Origin of the sequence: Sphingobacterium kyonggiense (assembly GCF_039536825.1) — a bacterium.
Taxonomy (GTDB): Bacteria; Bacteroidota; Bacteroidia; order Sphingobacteriales; family Sphingobacteriaceae; genus Sphingobacterium; species Sphingobacterium kyonggiense.
This window is the reverse complement of the sequence record NZ_BAAAZI010000006.1, coordinates 401,459-422,945: the sequence shown is the minus strand read 5'-3', so window position 1 is coordinate 422,945 and position 21,487 is coordinate 401,459. Positions and strand designations below refer to the sequence as shown.

The 21,487-nt window shown below is 36.8% G+C and carries 21 protein-coding genes; 7 read left to right on the top strand and 14 right to left on the bottom strand.

Annotated elements, in window-relative coordinates; translation table 11 throughout:
- Positions 1-66: 66 nt before the first annotated feature.
- Positions 67-312 (bottom strand): hypothetical protein, encoded by a 246-nt coding sequence (locus ABD676_RS06715; RefSeq protein WP_344673828.1) that lies wholly within the window; start codon positions 310-312, stop codon positions 67-69.
- Positions 313-1,182: 870 nt separating this feature from the next.
- Positions 1,183-1,428 carry a hypothetical protein gene (locus tag ABD676_RS06710; RefSeq protein WP_344673827.1) on the bottom strand — a complete coding sequence of 82 codons (246 nt, stop codon included), beginning with the start codon at positions 1,426-1,428 and terminating at the stop codon, positions 1,183-1,185.
- A gap of 328 nt (positions 1,429-1,756) precedes the next feature.
- On the opposite strand from ABD676_RS06710, the gene ABD676_RS06705 reads away from it, so the two are divergent.
- Positions 1,757-2,866 carry an MBL fold metallo-hydrolase gene (locus ABD676_RS06705; RefSeq protein ID WP_344673826.1) on the top strand — a complete coding sequence of 370 codons (1,110 nt, stop codon included), beginning with the start codon at positions 1,757-1,759 and terminating at the stop codon, positions 2,864-2,866.
- Between the two features lie 36 nt (positions 2,867-2,902).
- On the opposite strand, the gene ABD676_RS06700 is transcribed toward ABD676_RS06705, so the two are convergent.
- The 8 genes from ABD676_RS06700 to ABD676_RS06665 all read right to left on the bottom strand — a co-directional run bounded on the left by ABD676_RS06700 (position 2,903) and on the right by ABD676_RS06665 (position 10,390).
- Entirely contained in the window at positions 2,903-4,024 is a 1,122-nt protein-coding gene (locus ABD676_RS06700; RefSeq protein WP_344673825.1) for an ABC transporter permease, read from the bottom strand.
- Positions 4,021-5,115 (bottom strand): ABC transporter permease, encoded by a 1,095-nt coding sequence (locus ABD676_RS06695; RefSeq protein WP_344673824.1) that lies wholly within the window; start codon positions 5,113-5,115, stop codon positions 4,021-4,023. The genes ABD676_RS06700 and ABD676_RS06695 overlap by 4 nt, the downstream gene beginning before the upstream one ends.
- A gap of 1 nt (position 5,116) precedes the next feature.
- Positions 5,117-5,863 (bottom strand): ABC transporter ATP-binding protein, encoded by a 747-nt coding sequence (locus tag ABD676_RS06690; protein WP_344673823.1) that lies wholly within the window; start codon positions 5,861-5,863, stop codon positions 5,117-5,119.
- Positions 5,856-6,773 carry an ABC transporter ATP-binding protein gene (locus ABD676_RS06685; protein ID WP_344673822.1) on the bottom strand — a complete coding sequence of 306 codons (918 nt, stop codon included), beginning with the start codon at positions 6,771-6,773 and terminating at the stop codon, positions 5,856-5,858. Before ABD676_RS06685 ends, ABD676_RS06690 begins: the two co-directional genes overlap by 8 nt.
- 9 nt (positions 6,774-6,782) lie before the next feature.
- Entirely contained in the window at positions 6,783-7,676 is an 894-nt protein-coding gene (locus ABD676_RS06680; protein WP_344673821.1) for an HlyD family secretion protein, read from the bottom strand.
- A gap of 18 nt (positions 7,677-7,694) precedes the next feature.
- Positions 7,695-8,996: a TolC family protein gene (locus ABD676_RS06675; protein ID WP_344673820.1), complete on the bottom strand. Its 1,302-nt coding sequence runs from the start codon at positions 8,994-8,996 to the stop codon at positions 7,695-7,697.
- A 23-nt stretch (positions 8,997-9,019) separates the two neighbouring features.
- Positions 9,020-9,658, bottom strand: a complete 639-nt coding sequence (locus tag ABD676_RS06670; protein ID WP_344673819.1) for a TetR/AcrR family transcriptional regulator — start codon at positions 9,656-9,658, stop codon at positions 9,020-9,022.
- Positions 9,659-9,925: 267 nt separating this feature from the next.
- Complete coding sequence (locus ABD676_RS06665) at positions 9,926-10,390, bottom strand: hypothetical protein (protein ID WP_344673818.1); 465 nt, start codon at positions 10,388-10,390, stop codon at positions 9,926-9,928.
- A gap of 120 nt (positions 10,391-10,510) precedes the next feature.
- On the opposite strand from ABD676_RS06665, the gene ABD676_RS06660 reads away from it, so the two are divergent.
- Positions 10,511-12,541: a M3 family metallopeptidase gene (locus ABD676_RS06660; protein ID WP_344673817.1), complete on the top strand. Its 2,031-nt coding sequence runs from the start codon at positions 10,511-10,513 to the stop codon at positions 12,539-12,541.
- A gap of 33 nt (positions 12,542-12,574) precedes the next feature.
- Positions 12,575-13,105, top strand: coding sequence for a helix-turn-helix domain-containing protein (locus tag ABD676_RS06655; RefSeq protein ID WP_344673816.1), 531 nt, complete (start codon positions 12,575-12,577; stop codon positions 13,103-13,105).
- A 76-nt stretch (positions 13,106-13,181) separates the two neighbouring features.
- Here the strand turns inward: ABD676_RS06655 and ABD676_RS06650 are convergent, their stop codons facing one another.
- Positions 13,182-13,823: a tetratricopeptide repeat protein gene (locus ABD676_RS06650; protein ID WP_344673815.1), complete on the bottom strand. Its 642-nt coding sequence runs from the start codon at positions 13,821-13,823 to the stop codon at positions 13,182-13,184.
- A 333-nt stretch (positions 13,824-14,156) separates the two neighbouring features.
- Between ABD676_RS06650 and lon the strand changes: the two genes are divergently transcribed.
- From lon to ABD676_RS06635, 3 genes are all read left to right on the top strand, one after another.
- The gene (gene lon, locus ABD676_RS06645) at positions 14,157-16,631 is read left to right on the top strand and encodes an endopeptidase La (protein WP_344673814.1); all 2,475 of its coding nucleotides are present in this window, start codon (positions 14,157-14,159) and stop codon (positions 16,629-16,631) included.
- A gap of 377 nt (positions 16,632-17,008) precedes the next feature.
- Positions 17,009-17,536 carry an FUSC family protein gene (locus ABD676_RS06640; RefSeq protein ID WP_344673813.1) on the top strand — a complete coding sequence of 176 codons (528 nt, stop codon included), beginning with the start codon at positions 17,009-17,011 and terminating at the stop codon, positions 17,534-17,536.
- A 99-nt stretch (positions 17,537-17,635) separates the two neighbouring features.
- Complete coding sequence (locus tag ABD676_RS06635) at positions 17,636-18,142, top strand: ribonuclease H family protein (protein WP_344673812.1); 507 nt, start codon at positions 17,636-17,638, stop codon at positions 18,140-18,142.
- Here ABD676_RS06635 and ABD676_RS06630 read toward each other — a convergent pair.
- Together ABD676_RS06630 and ABD676_RS06625 are read right to left on the bottom strand one after the other, a co-directional pair.
- A complete protein-coding gene (locus ABD676_RS06630) occupies positions 18,139-19,641 on the bottom strand; it encodes an NAD(P)H-hydrate dehydratase (RefSeq protein ID WP_344673811.1) in 1,503 nt (500 codons plus the stop codon). The genes ABD676_RS06635 and ABD676_RS06630 overlap by 4 nt on opposite strands.
- Before the next feature lie 67 nt (positions 19,642-19,708).
- Complete coding sequence (locus tag ABD676_RS06625; RefSeq protein ID WP_344673810.1) at positions 19,709-19,975, bottom strand: hypothetical protein; 267 nt, start codon at positions 19,973-19,975, stop codon at positions 19,709-19,711.
- 108 nt (positions 19,976-20,083) lie between these two features.
- Between ABD676_RS06625 and ABD676_RS06620 the strand changes: the two genes are divergently transcribed.
- A complete protein-coding gene (locus tag ABD676_RS06620; protein WP_344673809.1) occupies positions 20,084-20,818 on the top strand; it encodes an acyl-[acyl-carrier-protein] thioesterase in 735 nt (244 codons plus the stop codon).
- Between the two features lie 88 nt (positions 20,819-20,906).
- Here the strand turns inward: ABD676_RS06620 and ABD676_RS06615 are convergent, their stop codons facing one another.
- Positions 20,907-21,476 (bottom strand): gluconate 2-dehydrogenase subunit 3 family protein, encoded by a 570-nt coding sequence (locus ABD676_RS06615; RefSeq protein WP_344673808.1) that lies wholly within the window; start codon positions 21,474-21,476, stop codon positions 20,907-20,909.
- Positions 21,477-21,487: the final 11 nt, after the last annotated feature.

Below are 21,487 nucleotides of genomic sequence, written 5' to 3'. Positions count from 1 at the left end.
ATATACGTTTCAACTGTTATTTATTTTATCCTAAAAAATCCCAATATCCTGTTTTAGCCATTGATCTTAATCCATTGGTAAAAACGCCGCTATTTCCTCTCGTATATATGCAGGAAGCATCATGTAAATTTCTTTTTTGACATGGACAATTTCATTCCGAGAATCACCTGGATTCTCCTCAAATGTAACAATCGTCTCGAATCCGCCATTTAACCATTTCCCTTCTGAAGACAAATAGGAATTATATTTTTGGTTAAGGGCATTTAAGGCATGACGAATATCTATAGGATTAGAGGTGTTGCTTTGAATCATGATCTTATTTTTTCACTGTTTATCTAACGACAAAGTTCGGTCATTTGTTATAATCTTGCTGTTAAATTATTGTTATTCTAATGTGCACGGGTACGCCATTGCAATCGAATTTTTCCTGGTACTCATCTAAAAAACAAAAGATTGGAAAATCTTAAATAAAATAACCCCCCTCAGAATCCATTCTTTGAATTAACGATCAATCTGGAAAATACCTAATATTAATTTTCTTCTATTTTTAGCCCATTATGGTTCTGTTTTAGGTTAGGTTATGTTCTATACTCTAAGGGAATTTCTTTGGATTTGATAAGGATTTCCTTCGGATCTCGTTCGGTCGGAACCGAACGAGATCCGAAGGAGATCCGAACAAGTTCCGAAGGAGATCCGAAGGAGTAGCGAATCCAACCCCTATGAAACACCTAGGAAACCCTTGTTAAAGTAGTCGTTAGAATGAATCACTAATAGATATGAGAACCGAGATTTATGATAGAAATGGGGAAACGGTCGAAGCATGCCTCGAACGTACGGTTAAGGGTATTTAGGTTATATTTTTCACATTATCTGTAGGAGCGATGCATGCATCGCCCGTAAATAGCTCAAATACACAAATCCAATTTTAATTTTTGAATGAGGTATTTTTATGTAAAACAGACGGACACTCCGTTCGCTTACTTTAGGAATAAATCCCCGTCCCCAAAAACCTGTCATCCTCGGCTTTCTGAAAAAACTTCCAACTATGCTATTCACTTTTTTTTAGGAACCCAGAAGATTTACGTTTCAAAAAATCAAATATCCAAATGATACGGAAGCCAACATACATCAGAAAACTGAGATGTTTTTACTAGGTTATTCGAGCATGAATTTTATTGATATTTATTTTTGATCAATGTATTGATTGATATCAGCTTTTACATTAGCAGGAAGCATATTGAATACTTCCCGTCTAACCGAGACCATTATTTCTCCATCGTTCTCCGTATTGGATTTTATAGAAAATATGGCTTTAAATCCTCCGACAAGCCATTTTCCTTCATTCTGCAAATAATTCTGATGCTTTTCATCAAGTTTCTCCAAAGCTTTAGCTAAAGCCTCAGAGGTTTTAGTGTTAATAGTCAACATATTGGTATGGTGTGAACAAAAGTAATCGTTCTAATTTCCAATTAATCATTCAGATTAATTCTAATTATTTCACTGTTTAATTTGAAAATTAAGTACCAAAATTGAGGTATCAAGTCTAGATTGGTATCGGAAATTTTACAAGTATACAATATTATTTGAGCTAATATTGGTTAACCATTAAAATAATTTTTAATTGATATTATGTAAGAAATACCTTAATAATTCATTAAAATTTTTAGGTAATAAGCAAGCAAAATATTTAAAAAACTGTCATCTAGAATTATTACAATGAGATGAAAAATAAAGCAGTAACTTGCGCGCTGCATTTATGAAAAAAATACTTCTACGTATGTTATACATTCTTTTGGCTCTTGTTATAATTGGCTTTTTAGGCTATTATTTCTTGGGCAAAAGTGATCAAGTTGGATCTTTAGCTTCAGGAAAACGATTGTCTCGTATGGAGCATACCAGCACCTTTCATGATGGAGTGTATGCTAATCTAGAAAATACACCTGCCATTAAGGAAGGAGTTTCTTTTGTGGAAATGCTTCGCTCCTTTTTCTTTGGAAAGGATAAGCGCAATGTGCCTGACAAACCACTAGAAACTATTCGTACAGATTTGAAGAATCTAAATTTAAACGAAGATTTATTGGTCTGGTTTGGACACTCCTCCTATTACTTACAATTAGGTGGAAAGCGGATTTTAGTGGACCCTGTTTTCAGTAAATATGCATCGCCTGTCCCTATCAGTATCAAAGCTTTTGACATGACAAATCCTTACACAGCGGAGGATATGCCGGAGATTGATATATTGGTCATTACACATGACCATTGGGATCATTTGGATTATAAGACTTTTTTAAACATCAAAGACCGTACGAAACAAATCATAACGAGCTTGGGAGTTGGAGCACATTTAGAAAAATGGGGATATCCAGCTGAAAAAATCCATGAATTATATTGGGGTGAATCCTATGAGAGCAAAGGTTTTAAATTCACCGCTGCACCAGCTAGACATTTTGCTGGTCGTTGGACCAAAAGAAATACTAGTCTATGGTCTGCCTTTGTCCTTCAGAAAGACGATTACAAAATGTTCATTGGTGGAGACAGTGGCTATGGCAAGCACTTTAAAGCCATTGGCGAAGAACATGGCCCCTTTGATTTAGCTATCTTAGAAAATGGGCAATACAACGAATATTGGAAATACATTCATATGATGCCCGAGGAAGTGGTTTTAGCTGGAGAAGATCTGGGAGCAAAAGACATTCTACCGGTTCACTCCGCAAAATTCCCCTTAGCAAACCATGCATGGGATGAGCCTTTAATTCGTGTTACTAAAGAAGCAAAGCGCAAGAATCGACCTATTTGGACCCCACAGATTGGCCAGGTTGTCCATCTGAAAAGAGAAAATCAATTTAAAGAATGGTGGATCGATTAAGAAAATATTGGTAAAAAAAAACAGCTTAAGAAATTTCTAAGCTGTTTTTTTATAATTATAAATTGCAAGTCCATTTAAAATGAAGGCAAATGCAATGATGATCAGGAAATGGTATTGAATATCCCCAAAGCCACTTCCCTTTAGAACCAACATTCGAACAACTTCGATAAAATATGTAACAGGCAGCAACTTCGCTATAAAATACGCCCAATCAGGCATGCTATCTATCGAAGTAAATAAACCTGTCATAAGCATAAATACCATAATGATCAAGAAGGCAATAGACATAGCCTGTTGCTGGGTATCGGAGAACGTAGAAATCAACAAGCCTAATCCCAATATGGCAATTAGATAAATGCTCAGGTATCCATATAACAAAAACATGTTACCAACTGGAACTATCCCATAAACAAAGCGTGCAACGACAAATAGTCCAAGGGTAAATACAAACAGACCTATGATCCAAAAGGGAATTAATTTACCTAGTATAAATTGATACTTTTTAATAGGTGTAACATTGATTTGTTCAATGGTTCCCACTTCCTTTTCTTTGACAATATTGAGGGCACACATATAGGAGCAAAGCATGGTTACCAAGGCTACCAAAATTCCGGGAACCATATAGGTACTGTAGATTAAATTTGGATTGAACCAATTACTAGGGCGGATATCGATAGTACTTTGATTTTGTTGCCCATCAGGATTAACCCAGCGCATTCTTACATCGGCATTGAAGTCTTGTATAATCTGATTGATATAACCAGCACCAAGGCCTGCTTTGACACCGTTGATGGCATTTACTGTAACCAACAAATCGGAATGGGATTCTCGGATTAAATTCTTCTCAAAATCCCTTGGAATTTCTAGAACGAGATCAACCTTATCGGATTCTATTTGAGACAAACCATGTTTAAAGGAATTGCCATAATCCTCCAGTTTAAAATATCCTGAGGCACTTAATTTTTGAATCAATTGCCTGGAATAGCTGGAATGATCTTGATCAACTACCGAGATAGCAATATTCTTGATCTCGAAATTGGCTGCTAGTGGTAGTAAAAGCAGCTGCATAATTGGGGCAATAAAGATCAATGGTAGTATTGCCCGATCGCGGAAAATCTGCTTGAATTCCTTTCGCAATAAAAATATAAGCACACTCATTCTAAACGGGTTTTAAACTTCTTCAGACTAAGCAACAACAAGAAAACTGTCATAGCCAACAATATGAGGGATTCCTTCCATACTGCTGCAAAGCCCAAGCCTTTCAACATGATGGATTTAATGATAATGAAATACCATTTTGAGGGCACCAAATTAGATATCATCTGCAGCGGGATTGGCATATTTTCCAAGGGAAACATAAAACCGGTAAATAATAAAATAGGAAGCATCATTCCCATCATGGCAATGAGCATAGCTGCTTGTTGTGAATTTGTGATGTTCGAGATTAGCAATCCAACAGATAGCGAACAGATAATCAACAAGGCACTTTCAAGAACCAAAAGAATTAGACTTCCGTGAATTGGCATTCCTAACAGTGTGACACTAAGAATAAGAATGACCGCAAGGTTAAAAAAATAAGGCATTGCCTTCGCTACAATTACCAAGAAAGGATTAATTGGAGATACCAATAAAATTTCCATGGTTCCCATCTCCTTTTCACGAACGATGGATACTGCGGTCATTAAAACACAAATCAACATAAGTACCAGCGCCATAATCCCCGGAACAAAGGTGGGTGCACTCTTTAGTTCAGGGTTATAAAGCATACGCACTTGAGTGTTTATGGAATAAGGAACGGTTTGACCAACCGTTAGACTCATTTGATAATCTCGAATGATAGAAGCCGCGTAGTTCTGTAAAGTACTTGCCGTATTTGGGTCTGACCCATCGGCAATAATCTGAATTGCTGCTTGATTTTTATGAAGTAGGTCATTTTGAAAATTTACTGGAAATATAATGGCTAGTTTCAGATTTTCTTGTTTAAAGTTCTCCTCAATCTGCTTGTAGTCTAAAATGCTTTTGCTGAGCTTAAAATTATTATTTGCTTCAAATTTTCTAGTAATGGCTATACTGGCTTCGTCTTGTGCATAATCACAGACCAATAGTTTGGCATTTTTTATCTCATTATTCATGGCAAAGCCAAAAAGAATAATCTGAATGATGGGCAAACCAAATAACATCAGCAAAGTCTTCCTATCGCGGAATACGTGATGGAATTCTTTTTTTATGAACGACTTGAACTGTTTCATCTTAATCTCCTTTACGTTGTGCAGTCCTTGCCAGGGTATAAAACACTTCATCCATATTTTGGGCAATAAATTGTTTTTTAAGGTTCTGAGGTGTATCCAACGCTCGAATTTCGCCATCTACCATCATGGATATTCGATTACAGTATTCCGCTTCATCCATGTAATGGGTGGTTACAAACACGGTAATCCCCTGGTCAGAGGCGGCATAGATTAGATCCCAAAACTGCCTTCTGGTTACTGGATCAACACCTCCAGTAGGTTCGTCTAAGAATACAATCTTAGGATTGTGTAGAATAGCAACGGAAAAGGCTAATTTCTGCTTCCAGCCTAAGGGCAGAGCAGATACCAGTTCATTCTGCTCCGAATGTAAGCCTAAAGTATTTAAGAGCTCGTCTCGCTTCTGCTTCAGCAACTTTCCCCTTAAACCATAAATCCCTCCAAAAAATTCAATATTTTCCTTTACCGTCAAATCCTCATAGAGTGAAAATTTTTGGCTCATATAGCCAATATTCTTTTTAATGGATTCTGTATCCTTATAGACATCAAATCCTGCAATTCTAGCCGTTCCAGAGCTTGGTTTAGATAGTCCACAAAGCATTTTCATAGCTGTTGTTTTACCAGCACCATTAGCTCCTAAAAAGCCGAATATCTCACCTTTGAAGACTTCAAAGCTGATAGCATTCGTCGCGATAAAATCGCCGAACTGTTTTGTTAGTTTATCCGTTTTGATGACAACTTCTCTATCCATGGCTTTCCATTAAGTCAATAAAACAGTCTTCAATCGTGGGGCGTATTTTTAGAATCTCCAAACCTTGATGTCCCAACTTCTCCAATTGAGTGATTAGTAAAGCGTCCTGCTGTAAATCATCCTGCTGAAAACTGATATGATGATATTCACCAAACGCGTGACATGATTTGATGAACTCATTTGCTCGAAGATCTTGTAGTAATTTGCCCATTTGTGAGCTTTTTATAGCATAAAGGTCTTGAGGATAATCTTCAATAATATGATCTGGCGTATTAATCTTTAATATTTTACCATTTTGAATTAATGCTATCCTTTCGCAGAGAGTTGCTTCATCCATATAGGGTGTCGAGACTAAAATCGTCATTCCTTGCTCCTTTAACCGCTTAAGCATATCCCAAAATTCCTTTCTGGAAACCACATCTACACCTGTAGTAGGTTCATCTAAAAAGAGAATTTCGGGTTTATGGATTAACGCACAGCATAGGGCAAGCTTCTGCTTCATACCTCCGGAAAGCTTTCCTGCTCTTCTATCTTTAAATGGCTCTATCTGAATGTATATATCCTTAATGAGGTCATAATTATCCGCAATAGTAGTATTGAAAACGGAAGCAAAGAACTCCAAGTTTTCTTCAACAGTCAGATCCTGGTAAAGTGAGAATTTGCCCGGCATATAGCCTACCATTTTACGGATTTGCTTATAATCAACAATGACATCCAATCCCGCTACTGTTGCAGACCCTTTCGTAGGAAGCAACAAGGTGGTCAATATGCGGAATATACTGGTCTTTCCTGCCCCATCAGGACCGATAAGACCAAATAATTCACCCTTTTTAACATCAAAAGAGACCTGATCAACTGCCAGCATTTTACCAGCATTATAGGTTTTCTCTAAACCATCGATATGCAACATGGCCTTGGATTAAAATTTTACCTCGGCATACATGCCTATTTTATAGCGACCATCATTTTTAACCTTGACTTTCACTGCATAAACCAAATTGGCTCTTTCGTTCTTTGTTTGAATTGTTTTGGGGGTAAATTCAGCCTTATCTGCAATCCAGGTAACAACGCCTTCTGTTTTAGTATATCCCTCTTTCCCATCATCTGTGAGAACAGTTAACTTCTGCCCTATTTTCACCTGTGGTAATTGAGATCCGGAAATGTAAACTCGAAGAATAATTTCGGAAAGGTCAGCAATTTTATAAAGTGGTTTACCCATCATAGCAGCTTCATTTTCTTCCACATACTTTGTAAGGACTGTCCCTTGAATAGGGTTTATGATTTTGGATTTTGCTAATTGATCTTGTAGTTGTGCAATTTGAACTTCAACAGGCGCCACTTCTTTTCCAATACTTTGATCAGTAATTGCTAATGCAGATTGCTGCGCATCAAGTTGTTTCCGAAGAACTAGAATTTGCGATTCGATATCATCCAATTGTTTGGGAGTAGCAGCATCACCTGCTACCAGCTTTCGCGTTCTTTCTCTTTCACTTTCCAAATGTGCGATTTGTTGTTTCAATGAGGACAATTGCACAGGTATATTGGGCTTACGACTTAAACCAGCCCCTATTTGTGCCTCTAATTGTTTTATTTTAAGATAGGTCTGTACCGTATCAATATAGCCGACCAATTGACCTGCTTGTAAATCCTCTCCTTCTTCCACATGCAACGATTTTATGGTTCCATTTGCCTCCGCCGAAATAATTGTTTCGATGGCTTCAAAACTCCCTGATGCATCAAATGCTTCCTCTTTGCTTTTGCAAGAAAGAAGGCTGAGAAGCGATATGGCGAAAAGCCCAATTTTATAATTCATGATATTTATTTTTCGAGGTTAGTTGTTAGATGAAGGAATTCCAGATATGATTTGTAATTTATAGTTAGCCATTAGTATTTGTATTTCATGGATGGCTTGGTTTTGCTTTGCTTGTTCTACAGCATGTAAATCAAGAATATAGTCGCTAGTATTGGCTGTACCATAATTCAACTGATTAAGCGTAGAATTTTTAACTTGTTCTCTTAGTTGGATTAGCTCCTTATCGGCTTCATGAAGTAATTTTAGTTTTTCAAGCTCCTTTTCTTGCTGTGCTATTTCCATCTCAGTATTAAAAACAAAAGCTTCCTCCTGTACGGCTAGTAAACGTTGGTTGGTTTCAACTAGACTTTTATCATTTTTTTGGGTATAGAAATTATTCAGATTCCATCCCAATTTAAGGCCAGCGATATAAAAACCTTGAGTTTCTGCCTTCAACATATTTAATCCGGGATTACCTACACCGCTTTGAACAAATACACTTAACTGAGGAAGGGTTTTAGCGTCAATTAACTTCGTTTGAGCACTTAAAGCATCACGCTGTAATTGGAACAATGTCTGCTCAGGACGTGCAATATGAGGCACATAATTCATAGAAGCAGGCAAAGAAAGCTGTACATCTTCTGCTAATTCTTTCTTGATGAAAGAGCTCAGCATTTGTACATAGGTCCTTCGATCATACTGTAAACCAATTGTGCGTTGATTTACCTGTAATAATTCTGCCTTTAGGTTATTTACAGAACTTTTTAGAGCCACTCCGTTTTTAATAGCGGTTTCAATTTTATCAATTCCTTGTTGGATATCTTGTTTAGATAATTGAATTTGACTTAATTGTTTATCCAATAATAGAATTCCAAAATAGAGATTATTAATACGGTCATGGATTTTATAAAGCTCAACCTCTAACTTTTGATTATCTACTGCGGTTTGTGCTGCCAACTGTTCCTTATGATCCTTTAAAACAAGTAAGGCTGTCAGGGACTGGGTTAATTCAGCAAAGACTTTATACTGACCTTTATTCAAGCTTGGTACTTCCACATTTGGAATACTGATTGGTAAGCCCGTTACATCCGACTGATAAGTCGCTTGTCCTGCTAGCTGTACTTGTGGCAATACCGTCTTTTGCGCATTATCCAAGGATAAATCTTTGGCTTTAGCCAAAAGTTCTTGTTGTTTGATCAAAGGATAATTTACTCTTGCCAGCTGATAACAAGTTTCAATGGAAAGAACGCCATCTTGCTTTTGCGCTAAGGAAACCATTGGACTTAAGCACAGGTTGATGACCATAAAGCCAAGTGCCAATTTTATAGAAATATTTTTCATAGATAAGTATTAGGATATCCTACTTATTGTAATTTATTAGCCTTAAACATGGCTTCTACCCAGATAGGGATTAGGACCTTTCTTTCTTCCATCATTTTTATGAACTCTTCTGAACTCATCGATGTACCGCCCATAATAATAGGTTGAGCAATAAAGGGAAAAATGATAAGCCCCATGACATTCATAATAAAATGCACATAATTCACTTCTCGCATTTCTCCTCTTTGTGCTTTTTCTTTTAACTGTCGCACCAGAACTGAATTACTTAGAAATTCCTTTATAGGTAGATTTTCCATTACTTTCCCAATGTTAAATCTGGATTCGCTTAAAATAAAGATTGGAAGATCTGGCTGCGTCTTTATAAAATCAATGTATCGATCAGCAACGATTTCAACTTTCTGAATGATACTGCTATCCTCGTCATTCAATACTATAATTAAACTTTTGGCAAACTCAAAAATGGTCTCCAACACAATTAGCTCGAAAAGCTTTTCCTTGCTTCGAAAATAATAGTTCAATAAACTAAGGTTAAGTCCTGCTTCTTCAGCTATGTCACGAGTTCGAGTTGCCGCAAATCCCTTTTTCTGAAAGACCCTTTTTGCAGCATCTTTAATTTTATCTTCCGTACTGACCTTTTCTTGTTCTTCTTCCTTATTTTTCATTTCCTTGTTCCCTACTTCTAAAATTGAATAGCACAAATATAAATACATTATTTTAAATTAAACAAATGATTTAATCAAATGACCAATTTTACATAACACTGATGAACAGCAAATTATACTAAACAACTAATGAAAATAAATTTCACAAACAGACTTATTAGAGCACAAAAAAAGTCTGTTCACCAATAGGCAACAGACTTTTTATCTTCAAGTGGATTGGAGATAATTAAACCATTATTTTTAATTTATTTAATCGTTATGCAAATACTATTTTTTCTTTAATACCATTCCGTGATCAAAACGAAGGTTGTTTTTATCGACAAAGCGCATACCATCTTCACTGTCTACAACTTCACCAAATCCTTCAATTAAACCTTCTGGTACCATGCCTAAAACTGTCTCTCTTTTAGATTCCATGCCTTCGGACTGGAAATAATATTCTCCAACAATGAGTGAGTCCTGTACGACACCACGAAATACGCCTACGTTTTTATCTTTTTCTTTCAAAGCATAAGTAAGATCGCCTATTAGAGAATCGTTTTGTACAGCTAATTTTAAGCTGATAGTATCTCCATTTTGACTGTACTCATAAGTACCTTGCAGATCTTCTAAATTGTTGTTGTTGGTGAATGTGTCTTTCTCTTCCGTTTTTTGAGTGGATGTTTGGGAGTTACATGCACTTAATCCAGCTATTACCAATGCTATAGCTAAAGCATTGTATATTCTTTTCATTTTCTCGAATTCCTTCCTTTATAATAAAAACCCTTATTGCTGCGTAATGTTTTGGTAAAATATCCCGATGTGGTTATTTGAGCGCAATTTAGGATATTTTTTTATTGTAACTTTACCTTCATGAACATTTTAAATCATTCTTTTAAAACCCCTTACGATACAGCACCATTTTCTCAGATTCAGAATTCGGATTATTTACCGGCATTTGAAGATGCTATTGCTGCTACACGAGCAGAAATCGATGCTATCGTTCATAATAACGAAGCCCCAACATTTGAAAATACCATTGCAGCTCTTGCCTTTTCAGGCATGCAATTGGACCGTATTTCCAATATATTTTTCAATCTGCAATCCGCAGAGACTAATGATGAAATGGATGCCATTGCGCGAGAAGTAGCTCCTAAATTAGCAGAGCTCGGCAATGATATCACTTTAAACCTTGAGCTCTTTGAAAGGATAAAAGAAATTTATCAGCAGAAAGACAGTTTGAATCTTTCCGAGGAAGAAGAAAACTTGTTGACCAAAAATTATAAGGATTTTGTTCGAAATGGCGCATTGCTTTCCGAGGAGGATAAAAAAACACTTCGGGAAATCGATGCCGAACTATCCGTTTTAAAACTACAATTTGGTGAACATGTATTAGCAGATAGTAATGCTTATCAATTATTGATTACTGATGAAGCAGAACTTGCAGGACTACCAGAGGGCATCTTGGAGGCCGCAAAGGAAATGGCGAAAGCAGAAGACAAGGAAGGTTGGTTATTTACATTAGATTACCCAAGTTATATTCCTTTTGTCACCTATGCTGAAAACAGAGAGCGAAGAAAGGAAATCAGCCTGGCTGCTGGTAAAAAAGCCTTTCAAGACAATGCCAATAATAATGAGGAAATTGTATTGAAGATTGTTCGCCTTCGATTTAAGCGCGCACAATTATTAGGATATGCTTCACATGCTCATTTTGTTTTGGAAGAGCGTATGGCACAAACTCCAGACCAAGTGAATGCATTTCTTGAAGATCTACTTGCTAAAGGCAAGCCTGCTGCAGAACGCGAGTTTAATGAATTAACCCAATTTGCAAAAGAACTTGATGGTATTCAACACTTAGAAAAATGGGATGGCAGTTATTATTCCGAAAAATTAAAACAGCAACGTTTTAATTTAGATGATGAAAAGCTAAAGCCCTATTTCAAATTGGAAAATGTTCTTCAAGGCGCCTTTGAAATTGCAAACAGATTATATGATCTTAATTTTAAAGAAGTTCAGAACATTGATAAATATCACCCGGATGTACAGACTTTTGAGGTAAGCGATGAAAATGGTGAATTGATTGCTATATTTTATGCGGATTTCTTCCCTAGAAAAGGAAAGCGAAATGGTGCATGGATGACCTCCTTTAAATCGCAATATAAAAAGGACGGTCATAATGAGCGCCCTCATGTCTCCATAGTATGCAATTTCACGAAACCTACGGCTAGCAAGCCTTCCTTATTGACATTTAATGAGGTTTTAACCTTGTTCCATGAATTTGGACATGCCCTACATGGCATGCTTGCAAATACCCAATATCCTACACTTTCAGGTACATCAGTATTTTGGGATTTCGTTGAATTGCCTAGTCAAATCATGGAGAATTGGTGTTATGAGGAAGAAGCATTAAATCTATTTGCTAAGCATTATGAAACTGGCGATGCTATTCCGATGGAATATGTAGAAAAGATAAAAGAAAGTGCTGCCTTTATGGAAGGTATGGCAACAGTTCGCCAATTAAGCTTTGGCTTGCTGGATATGGGTTGGCATGGTCAAGATCCAAATGGTATAACTGCTGTTAAACCATTTGAGGTCGAACAATTTAAATCTACAGTATTGTTTCCAGATGTTGAAGACAATGCGATGAGCCCTTCTTTCTCCCATATTTTCAATGGTGGTTATTCCTCCGGTTATTATAGTTACAAATGGGCTGAAGTATTAGATGCCGACGCATTTGATTACTTTAAACAAAATGGGATCTTTAATAAGGAAGTTGCCAAGAAGTTTAAGGACCATATCCTAAGTAAAGGAGGTACGGTACATCCTATGAAACTATATTTGGCATTCCGTGGACAAGAACCTTCCGTTGAGCCTTTATTAAAAAGAGCTGGCTTACTCGATTAGGTTTATCGTTAAAGAAGATAAAAGGATATAAGGATGCAGCTTCCAATAAAAAATATGGTATGCCCGCGTTGTGTTATGGCGGTGGAGCAAATATTGAATCGTTTGGATATTCCATTCCATACTGTTCAAATGGGCTTTGTGGAGCTTAAAAACGAATTGAGTGAACAGCAAACCCAGGAATTCGAAAAAGAACTATCGGCAATAGGGTTTGAAGTTTTACAAGATCGTAAGCAACGTATTTTGGAAGACATCAAATTGGCATTACAGGAATTGGTAAATAAGGAAAGTGAACAAAGTTTAAAAACCTCTGCTTTTCTTGCAGAGCGTTTAAACTTGGAATACAATTACATCAGTAGTTTATTTTCTGAATTACAAGGAGAGCCTTTGGAACAATATCTTATTAAGCTCAAAGTAGAGAAGGTAAAGGAATATTTGCAATATGATTTAGCATTGTCAGAAATTGCGGAGAAATTGCATTACAGTAGTACTGCCCATTTAAGTAGTCAGTTTAAAAAAATGACTGGGCTTACTCCTTCAGCATATAAAAAGCAAATTCGGAATTAAGCATATTGACAATAATAAAAGGCTCAGCTATCGATTAGCTGAGCCTTTTTATTTACATCCATTTAAGGAGAGATTCTTATTTCAAGTTATCGCGGTAAACAGTCGCTTTTTTAACTTCTGTTTGGATGTCCTTACGTGAAGCATCATAGCTTAATACTTTCTTGTAATCTTCGATTGCAGCATTATAAGCATCAGTCGCAGTTTTCTTATTGTAGTTAGCTGTACCAGAAGTACCAGTCAATACACCTAAGTCGCGATTTGCGATAGCACGGTTTTGATATAAATTCTTTTCATTCGGTTTTAAAGCGATCGCTTTAGAATAATCAGCTACTGCTGATTTCAATAAGCTTTCGCGTTCAGCATCTGCAGTTTTAGCTTCACGGTTTACAGCTAGAACGTTATTTGCTTTTGCACGGTAATAGTATGCGGAGAAGTGATTCGCATCTAAAGCAATAGCTTTGGAAAAATTAGCTGCAGCTTTTTTGTAATCACCCAATTGATATTGAGAAAGACCTAACAAATGAAATACATTAGGGTCGTTAGCTGAAGTTGAAGTAGCCTTTTGGAAGTGAGTTACAGCAGATTTAAAATCATTTGCTAATAAGGCTTTCTCACCTGCAGCTACATTCGCATCCGTATGTTGTTTTGTTTGTGCCTGAGCACCCATGGTTGCTAATGCTAAGGCAACAGCCGCCAAACCAATTCTCATCGTTTTCATCCTTCTATTTTTAAAGTTAAAATTCATATCCAATATATTAAAGTTTTTCAATCAATAGTAATACCCTGTTATAGAGTAAATTTCCGTGAAATAGTTTAAGGAGTCAATCATTATTTATAAACATTTCCACATTCCTGCTGTTTCCTTTTAAAAGATCAATTTAGATGACAGATCCTGCTTAAAACTGACTATTTAACAGCATCGACTCTGTAACAGCATAAATAGTACCAAAAATAAAGCTTGGCATTCCACTTGCATTATAGGGTGTACAACAAATAAATACGAATTTACATCCGGCATACTGACAGTTTGTCGGATACTGATATAAGGCTTATGAGCAAAAACGACCCATTCAACTTCAATCAAACTTTACCGATCATTAACGAAGAAACAGAATTCTTTCCGTTATTGACCCAACAAGATGAAGATGAATTACGGAATGCAGAGATTCCAGAATCCCTACCAATATTACCCTTACGTAATACCGTCCTATTTCCAGGTGTAGTTATTCCAATTACCGTAGGAAGGGACAAGTCCATCAAATTGGTGAAAGATGCCTACAAAGGCGATCGTACTATTGCAGTAGTATCCCAAAAAGACATGAATGTGGAGGATCCTACTTTTGATCAATTGAACAAAGTAGGGACTGTAGCACATATCATCAAGATCCTTCAAATGCCTGATGGAAACACCACGGTTATTATACAGGGGAAACAACGTGTAAGATTGAAGGAATTACTTCAATCAGAACCCTATTTAATTGCTAGTGTAGAGAAATTCCCTGAAGAAAAACCTAAAACAAAGAGTCGGGAGTTTAAAGCTTTGATTTCTTCTGTTAAGGAATTGGCTTTGCAGATCATACAACTTTCTCCAAATTTACCTAGTGAGGCGGCAATTGCAATTAAAAACATTGAAAGCCCCACCTTCTTGGTGAATTTCATATCATCCAATTTATCGCTTGAATTAGAACAGAAACAAGATTTATTGGAAACACGTGATTTTGTAAAACGCACGAAGCAATTGTTAGAGCACCTAACAACTGAAATCCAAATGTTGGAACTGAAAAATCAAATCCAGAATAAAGTAAGGGTTGATTTAGACAAACAACAACGCGATTACTTTTTAAGTCAGCAATTAAAGACTATTCAAGAAGAATTAGGTGGTAGTACCCCTGACTTGGAATTGGAAGAACTTAAAAAACGTGCTCGATCTAAGAAATGGCCAGAAGATGTTAGTAAGCATTTCCAAAAAGAAATTGAAAAACTAGCACGCATTAACCCTGCGGCTGCTGATTATTCTGTTCAATTAAATTATTTAGAGTTATTGCTAGACCTTCCATGGGGAGAATACAGTAAGGATAATTTTGATCTTCATCGTGCTGAAAAAGTATTGAATAAAGATCACTATGGCTTGGAAAAGGTTAAGCAGCGTATTGTTGAGTATTTGGCAGTATTAAAACTGAAGAACGACATGAAGGCCCCAATCTTATGTTTAGTGGGTCCTCCAGGAGTTGGTAAAACATCCTTAGGAAAGTCTATTTCGAAGGCTTTAGGTCGTAAATATACTCGTATGGCATTAGGTGGTATCCGAGATGAGGCAGAGATTCGCGGTCACCGTAAGACTTATATTGGTGCTATGCCTGGCCGTATTATTCAATCCTTAAAGAAAGCTGGAACATCCAACCCTGTATTTGTATTGGACGAGATCGATAAAATTGGTTCTGATTTTAAAGGTGATCCATCATCGGCATTATTAGAAGTTTTAGATCCGGAACAAAACACTCACTTCTACGATCATTATGTAGAAATGGAATATGACCTATCTAAGGTGATGTTTATTGCGACAGCGAACTCCCTAAGCGGTATACAACCTGCTCTGCTTGACCGTATGGAAATCATTGAAGTAAATGGTTATACCATTGAGGAAAAGATCGAGATTGCAAAAAAACACTTATTGCCAAAGCAGCGTGAGATGCACGGTATCCAAGCAAAAGATATCTCACTAAAGCCTAAGATGATTGAAAAGATTATCGAAGAATATACACGAGAGTCTGGAGTACGTGGATTGGAGAAAAAGATCGGTTCTATTGTTCGAGGTATTGCTACCCGAATTGTTATGGAAAAAGAATATGACACCAATCTTTCTGCTGAAGATATTGAAAACATCTTAGGCGCGCCAATATTCGACAAAGATCTCTACGAGAATAATGAAACAGCTGGTGTGGTTACAGGTTTAGCTTGGACATCAGTTGGTGGTGATATCTTATTTATTGAATCCAGTTTAAGTCCGGGTAAAGGTAAATTATCTTTAACCGGTAATTTAGGTGATGTCATGAAGGAATCAGCTTTGATAGCCATGGCTTATTTAAAATCGCATGCTGAGGAATTTGGAATAGATTATAGTGCTTTTGATCTGTGGGATGTCAATATTCACGTTCCGGCAGGCGCTACTCCAAAAGATGGTCCTTCTGCAGGTATCACTATGCTGACAGCCCTAGCCTCTTTATTTACTCAAAGAAAAGTAAAACCGAAGTTGGCTATGACAGGTGAGATAACCTTAAGAGGTAAAGTATTGCCAGTCGGTGGTATTAAGGAGAAGATATTAGCAGCAAAACGTGCTAACATTAAGGAAATCATTTTGTGTAAAGCCAATCAAAAGGACATTTTAGAGATCAAAGAAGATTACATTAAGGATCTTACCTTCCATTATGTTACAGAAATGAAGGAAGTAATTCAATTAGCGCTATTAGATCATAAAGTAGCCAATCCAAAAGATTTGGTTCTGAATAAGTCGAAAGAATCCCAATAATATTGTAAAATAAATATGCGCAGTAAAATTACTGCGCATATTTATTTTACGAAATAATCAATAAAAACCCCCTTTTCTTTACTATTTTAAAAATACCCTAGGTTAGGTATTGCAAATCTCATAAAACACTGTTAAATTAGTGTGTATTAAAACAAACTTACATATTAAATGTTCTTAACATTAATTATGTACCCAATTAGAATACCTATTGAATAATAACTAAAACACCATTGTAAACAAACTTTGCCTACCTACTACGTTTAGTAAATAAATAATCATTCCACTAAAACTGGACGTTTCTCCCACAGAAAGTCCAGTTTTGATTTTTTAGAGCAGTTCATTTACTAATTCAAACAATAAGGCTTATTTTTGCCGCCATGGCAGCCACGGAAAAGCAAATCCGATTTATTAAACGGGCAATTACCTCTCCCCTGTTGATTTATATTATCCGATGTTTAATCGGTTTTATGGTAGGTTATTTACTGTATCTACAATACCGCCAATTTGAAGTTTTCTGGGCTTTACTTTCTATTATCTTAGTGATTTCCCCAGAAGAAAAGGATTCTAAGCGATTATCCATTGAGCGGTTTAAATCTAATTTTGTCGGTTCAATGGTTGCCATGGGTTGTGTTTGGCTATTACCCCAGGAAGTGTATTCCATTGTAATAGGGATTGTTATTACGATTATTCTATGTCGGGCATTGAATATTCTCAATATGGCGAGGGTGGCTATCGTTGCGCTGTTGATCATCATGATCGAACCGCATCATACTGCTTTAACTTTCACTCCAATCTATAGAGCATTGGCAGTGGGCCTAGGTTGTTTTATTGGCTTAGCAATAGTTATTGTCACTTCAGGAATTATTCATTTTATGAAGGAGCGCTACGGCATGAAAGCGGAATAGCTTGAACTGCTCAATTTTAATCTTAACACGGACTTGTTAAGTTCACCTCCATAATAGATTAAGCATAAAACCTCATCCTAAATCCTTATTTTTGTAATAATGATCGAACTTTATACAGACGGAGCATCAAGCGGTAACCCCGGACCTGGTGGTTATGGCACTATATTACGAGCAATTTATCAAGGATCAAATCCAGAATTTCAAGGAAAACTTTTAGAGAAAGAATTCTCTGGTGGATTTCGTAAAACCACGAATAACCGCATGGAATTGTTGGCTGTAATTATAGGATTGGAAGCTTTAAAGAATCTCAATCAGCAAGTAACTATATTTTCTGACTCCAAATATGTCATTGATGCCATAGATAAACGATGGGTCTTTGGATGGATGCAGAAAGGATTTCAAGGTAAGAAAAACAAGGATTTGTGGTTAAGATTGATGAACCTATACAAATTGCATACAATCAAATTAGTCTGGGTCAAAGGTCATGCAGGTCATCCGCTGAATGAACGTTGCGATCAGCTAGCTGTAAAAGCCTCAAAAGACAAAGCCAACTGGAAAATAGACTCCGTATTCGAAGTAGAAGAACAAAAAGGGCTAGATATCTAGCGTTGTAATTCCAGCCAAGCCTTAGGTAGATAGCGTATAATATCACTTGCAATCAAAGCAATTTCAGATAGTTCATTTGCGGCTAAATCGGCTGCATAACCATGTATGTAGACTCCTAGAATTGCAGCATCCGTACTGGACATCCCTTGCGCAAGTAATCCAACTAATATACCGGTCAAAGTATCTCCAGAACCTGCAGTAGCCATTCCCGGATTCCCTGTGCTATTAAAATAAACTGAACCATCAGGACAGACAATGGCTGTATGGGCTCCTTTTATCAAAACAATGTGTTGATGCCTTTGGGCAAACTCTTTTGCTTTTAGCAGCTTTTCCTCATCGCTGTGCCATTCCCCGATTAGACGACTTAACTCTTTCGGATGTGGTGATAGGATCGTCTCCTTTGGTAAATTGGAAATCCAAGTTGGATTTTTAGCTAAAATATTTAAAGCATCTGCATCCAAAACTAATGCTTGGTTTTGTTCTAAAGATTGTAGGAATAAATCAAAGCCGCGTATTGTTTCTTCATCTTGCCCCATGCCTATACCTACAGCAATAGCTTGATAGGTTTTAGGTAGATTAAAATCACGTAATACTTCCTCACCAGAATCCGACAATAACATTGCCTCAGGGTGAGCAGTATGAATAATCGATTGCCCGCATTGGGGAACCAAAACATCTAGCAATCCACAACCCGAGCGCATAGCTGCTTTACTGCACAACAATGGCGCTCCAATCTTACCTAAGCTCCCACCAATGATTAATGCATGCCCATAAGTTCCTTTATGACTGAATTTGGATCTTGGTATTATACGTTCTTGCCCATCCTCCTTTCCTAAATAATAATTCTGTGTCTCCAAGGACTGTATAGCTTCTTGTTCTAAGTCAATAGAAACTATTCGAAAGGCAGGTACATATTTCGCATTTTCGGGCATCAGAAGACTCCATTTAGGAAGCTCAAAGGTGTATACCTTATCTGCATGTACACACGGACTATTCACAGAAAGGGATGTGTCGCTAGGTAATCCAGAAGGCATATCGATTGACAATACCGTTCCTTGAAAAGAATTTATGCGATCAATCAATGGCTTCCATGAGCTACCCAACTCTTTTTTTAATCCAAACCCAAAGAGGCAATCAATAATAAATCCATGCTCCGGAAGAATAATCTCCTCTGTCAGATTGAGTGGAAGAATATCAGCAAGACTCTTTTGACTGGCTAAATTATCAGGAGAATATTCCGCAGATTGTAACAAATAAACTAAAGGTTTAGCCCCTAATTGTTGGAGCAATTTAGCTATTTGCAATCCATCAGCGCCATTATTCCCTTTTCCACAAACTAGAACTACAGGATCCTTTAAGAGATCGGTAAAATCCTCAAGCATAGCAATTAATGCTGCAGAAGAAGCCCTTTTAGTTAAATCTAAAGAATTAATACCCTCCTTATTGATCGTTTGCTGATCAACCAAATGCAATTGATTGGGTGTAAGTATTTTCTTCATAGTTCGTGTGGGAAAGAAACTAATTGGCCTAATAAAAAAGAGAGGCAGACCTCTCTTTAAATAAATTTTAGTACTCTATTTCGATTAATGATCTTAAAGGGATCAATATTCCATGTTTTATCTGAATATATCGTTCTGTTAGTGACCAGACGGTAGTTTCAATACGTTTAGGGCCATCCTCTGTATTGAATACAATAGAGGTCTTGGATTTAAACTCATTTCCCAGTCGTAATGCATTTTGCAATTTGGACATAAATTGCGCGGATTTATCAATTTCGGCGGGGACAAATTTAAATTTATCAACGTCTTCTTTCGGTATTAAAGTTCCAATCATGGTAATTTGTGTTTATAAGCTAACGTTAAATTAGCCATTTCTGTATATTTAGACAAGATTTTCGCAGAGAATATTAAGAGAATATTAATTTAGTTACATTCGCATTATATGAACGTAGAACAAGGGATTTTCCAAATGGACTATTGGATGAACTTCACCCAATGCTATCCGAATGGACAAATCAAATTTAGTGAGTTAAATAATCTCCTTCAGTTAACAGCTAGTGAGCATGCAGAGAACATCGGATTTGGCTATCGAACCATGCTGAAAGCCAAACAATCATGGGTATTAAGCCGAATGCTCATCGAAGTAGATTCCTTACCTCGATACATGGAGAAGATCACCATTCGCACTTGGATTCAAGAATTTACAGGATCCAGAACCTTGCGTAACTTTGAAGTGTTACAACACGACCAAGTCTTAGTGCGTGCTTCTAGCTTATGGGTTGTGTTCAATATGGCCACTCGTCGAGCGGATAAGATAGCAATCGATTCCCAATACCACGATATTCTTTCTGACCGATCCAGTACACATGCTTCAGTTGCCAAAGTAGATGGTTCCATCCCTTTTCATACTATTGCTGAGTATAAAATTAAATTATCAGACCTTGATATTGTCAATCATGCCAACAATGTCAAATACATGGAATGGTGCTTTGATGCTATGGACCCTAAAATTATCTTAAATGGCAGTATAAAATCTTTGGAGATGAACTTCCTGAAAGAACTCAAGTATAATGATGTGGTATTGATCAATGAAAGTGAAAAAGCTGTAGAAACCGTCACGTATAACATCCAAAAAGAAGATAAGATACATTTCCTAATGAAACTAGGCTTAAGATAGCTCATCAAATATTCAGTTCTTGAATTGAAAACTGGTATAACAAAAAAAGGAGAGCTTTTCGCTCTCCTTTTTTATGAATTTGTTTTGTTTATAAGGCCCAAGCCTTATCTCCTTTTTTGTATGGATAACTCCCGTCATATTTTCCAGGAATCTTAACAAAACGCAATGCTTGTTTCATACCGATTTCAGAGGTAAAGAATCCAGTTAAAGTCAATTGTTTTAACATGGTAAAGAAGTGATTAGGATCCTCTTCTTTTTTGTTCTTTTGGTATTCTTTAGCTTCTTTATCGTAATTATTTACAAATTGCAACTTTTCTTCTGCTGACAATTCATTAAATCCTTTTTTGAATTCCTTTTGCACACGGTCATCGACAGCATTGAAACCTTCAATAAAGGCCTTTTGGTCTTTTTCGTCGTAACAATCGCGAATCATCACTGGAATAAAATCGCCTACTCCAGCTTCTTTAGCACCTGGGGTTGAAGTTTTTGGCAGAATAGCTTCCGCTAGATCTCCAAGGAATACCGGTGCATCCCCTTCAAATAGGGAAGCTACATCTTTCGATGCTGGTCTGGTACATCCTTGTAAGAATAAATTACCACCAATTACCGAACCACCAACGATAAAAGCTACATTTCTTAATGCTTCTCTTCTATTCATGATCGCTTAAT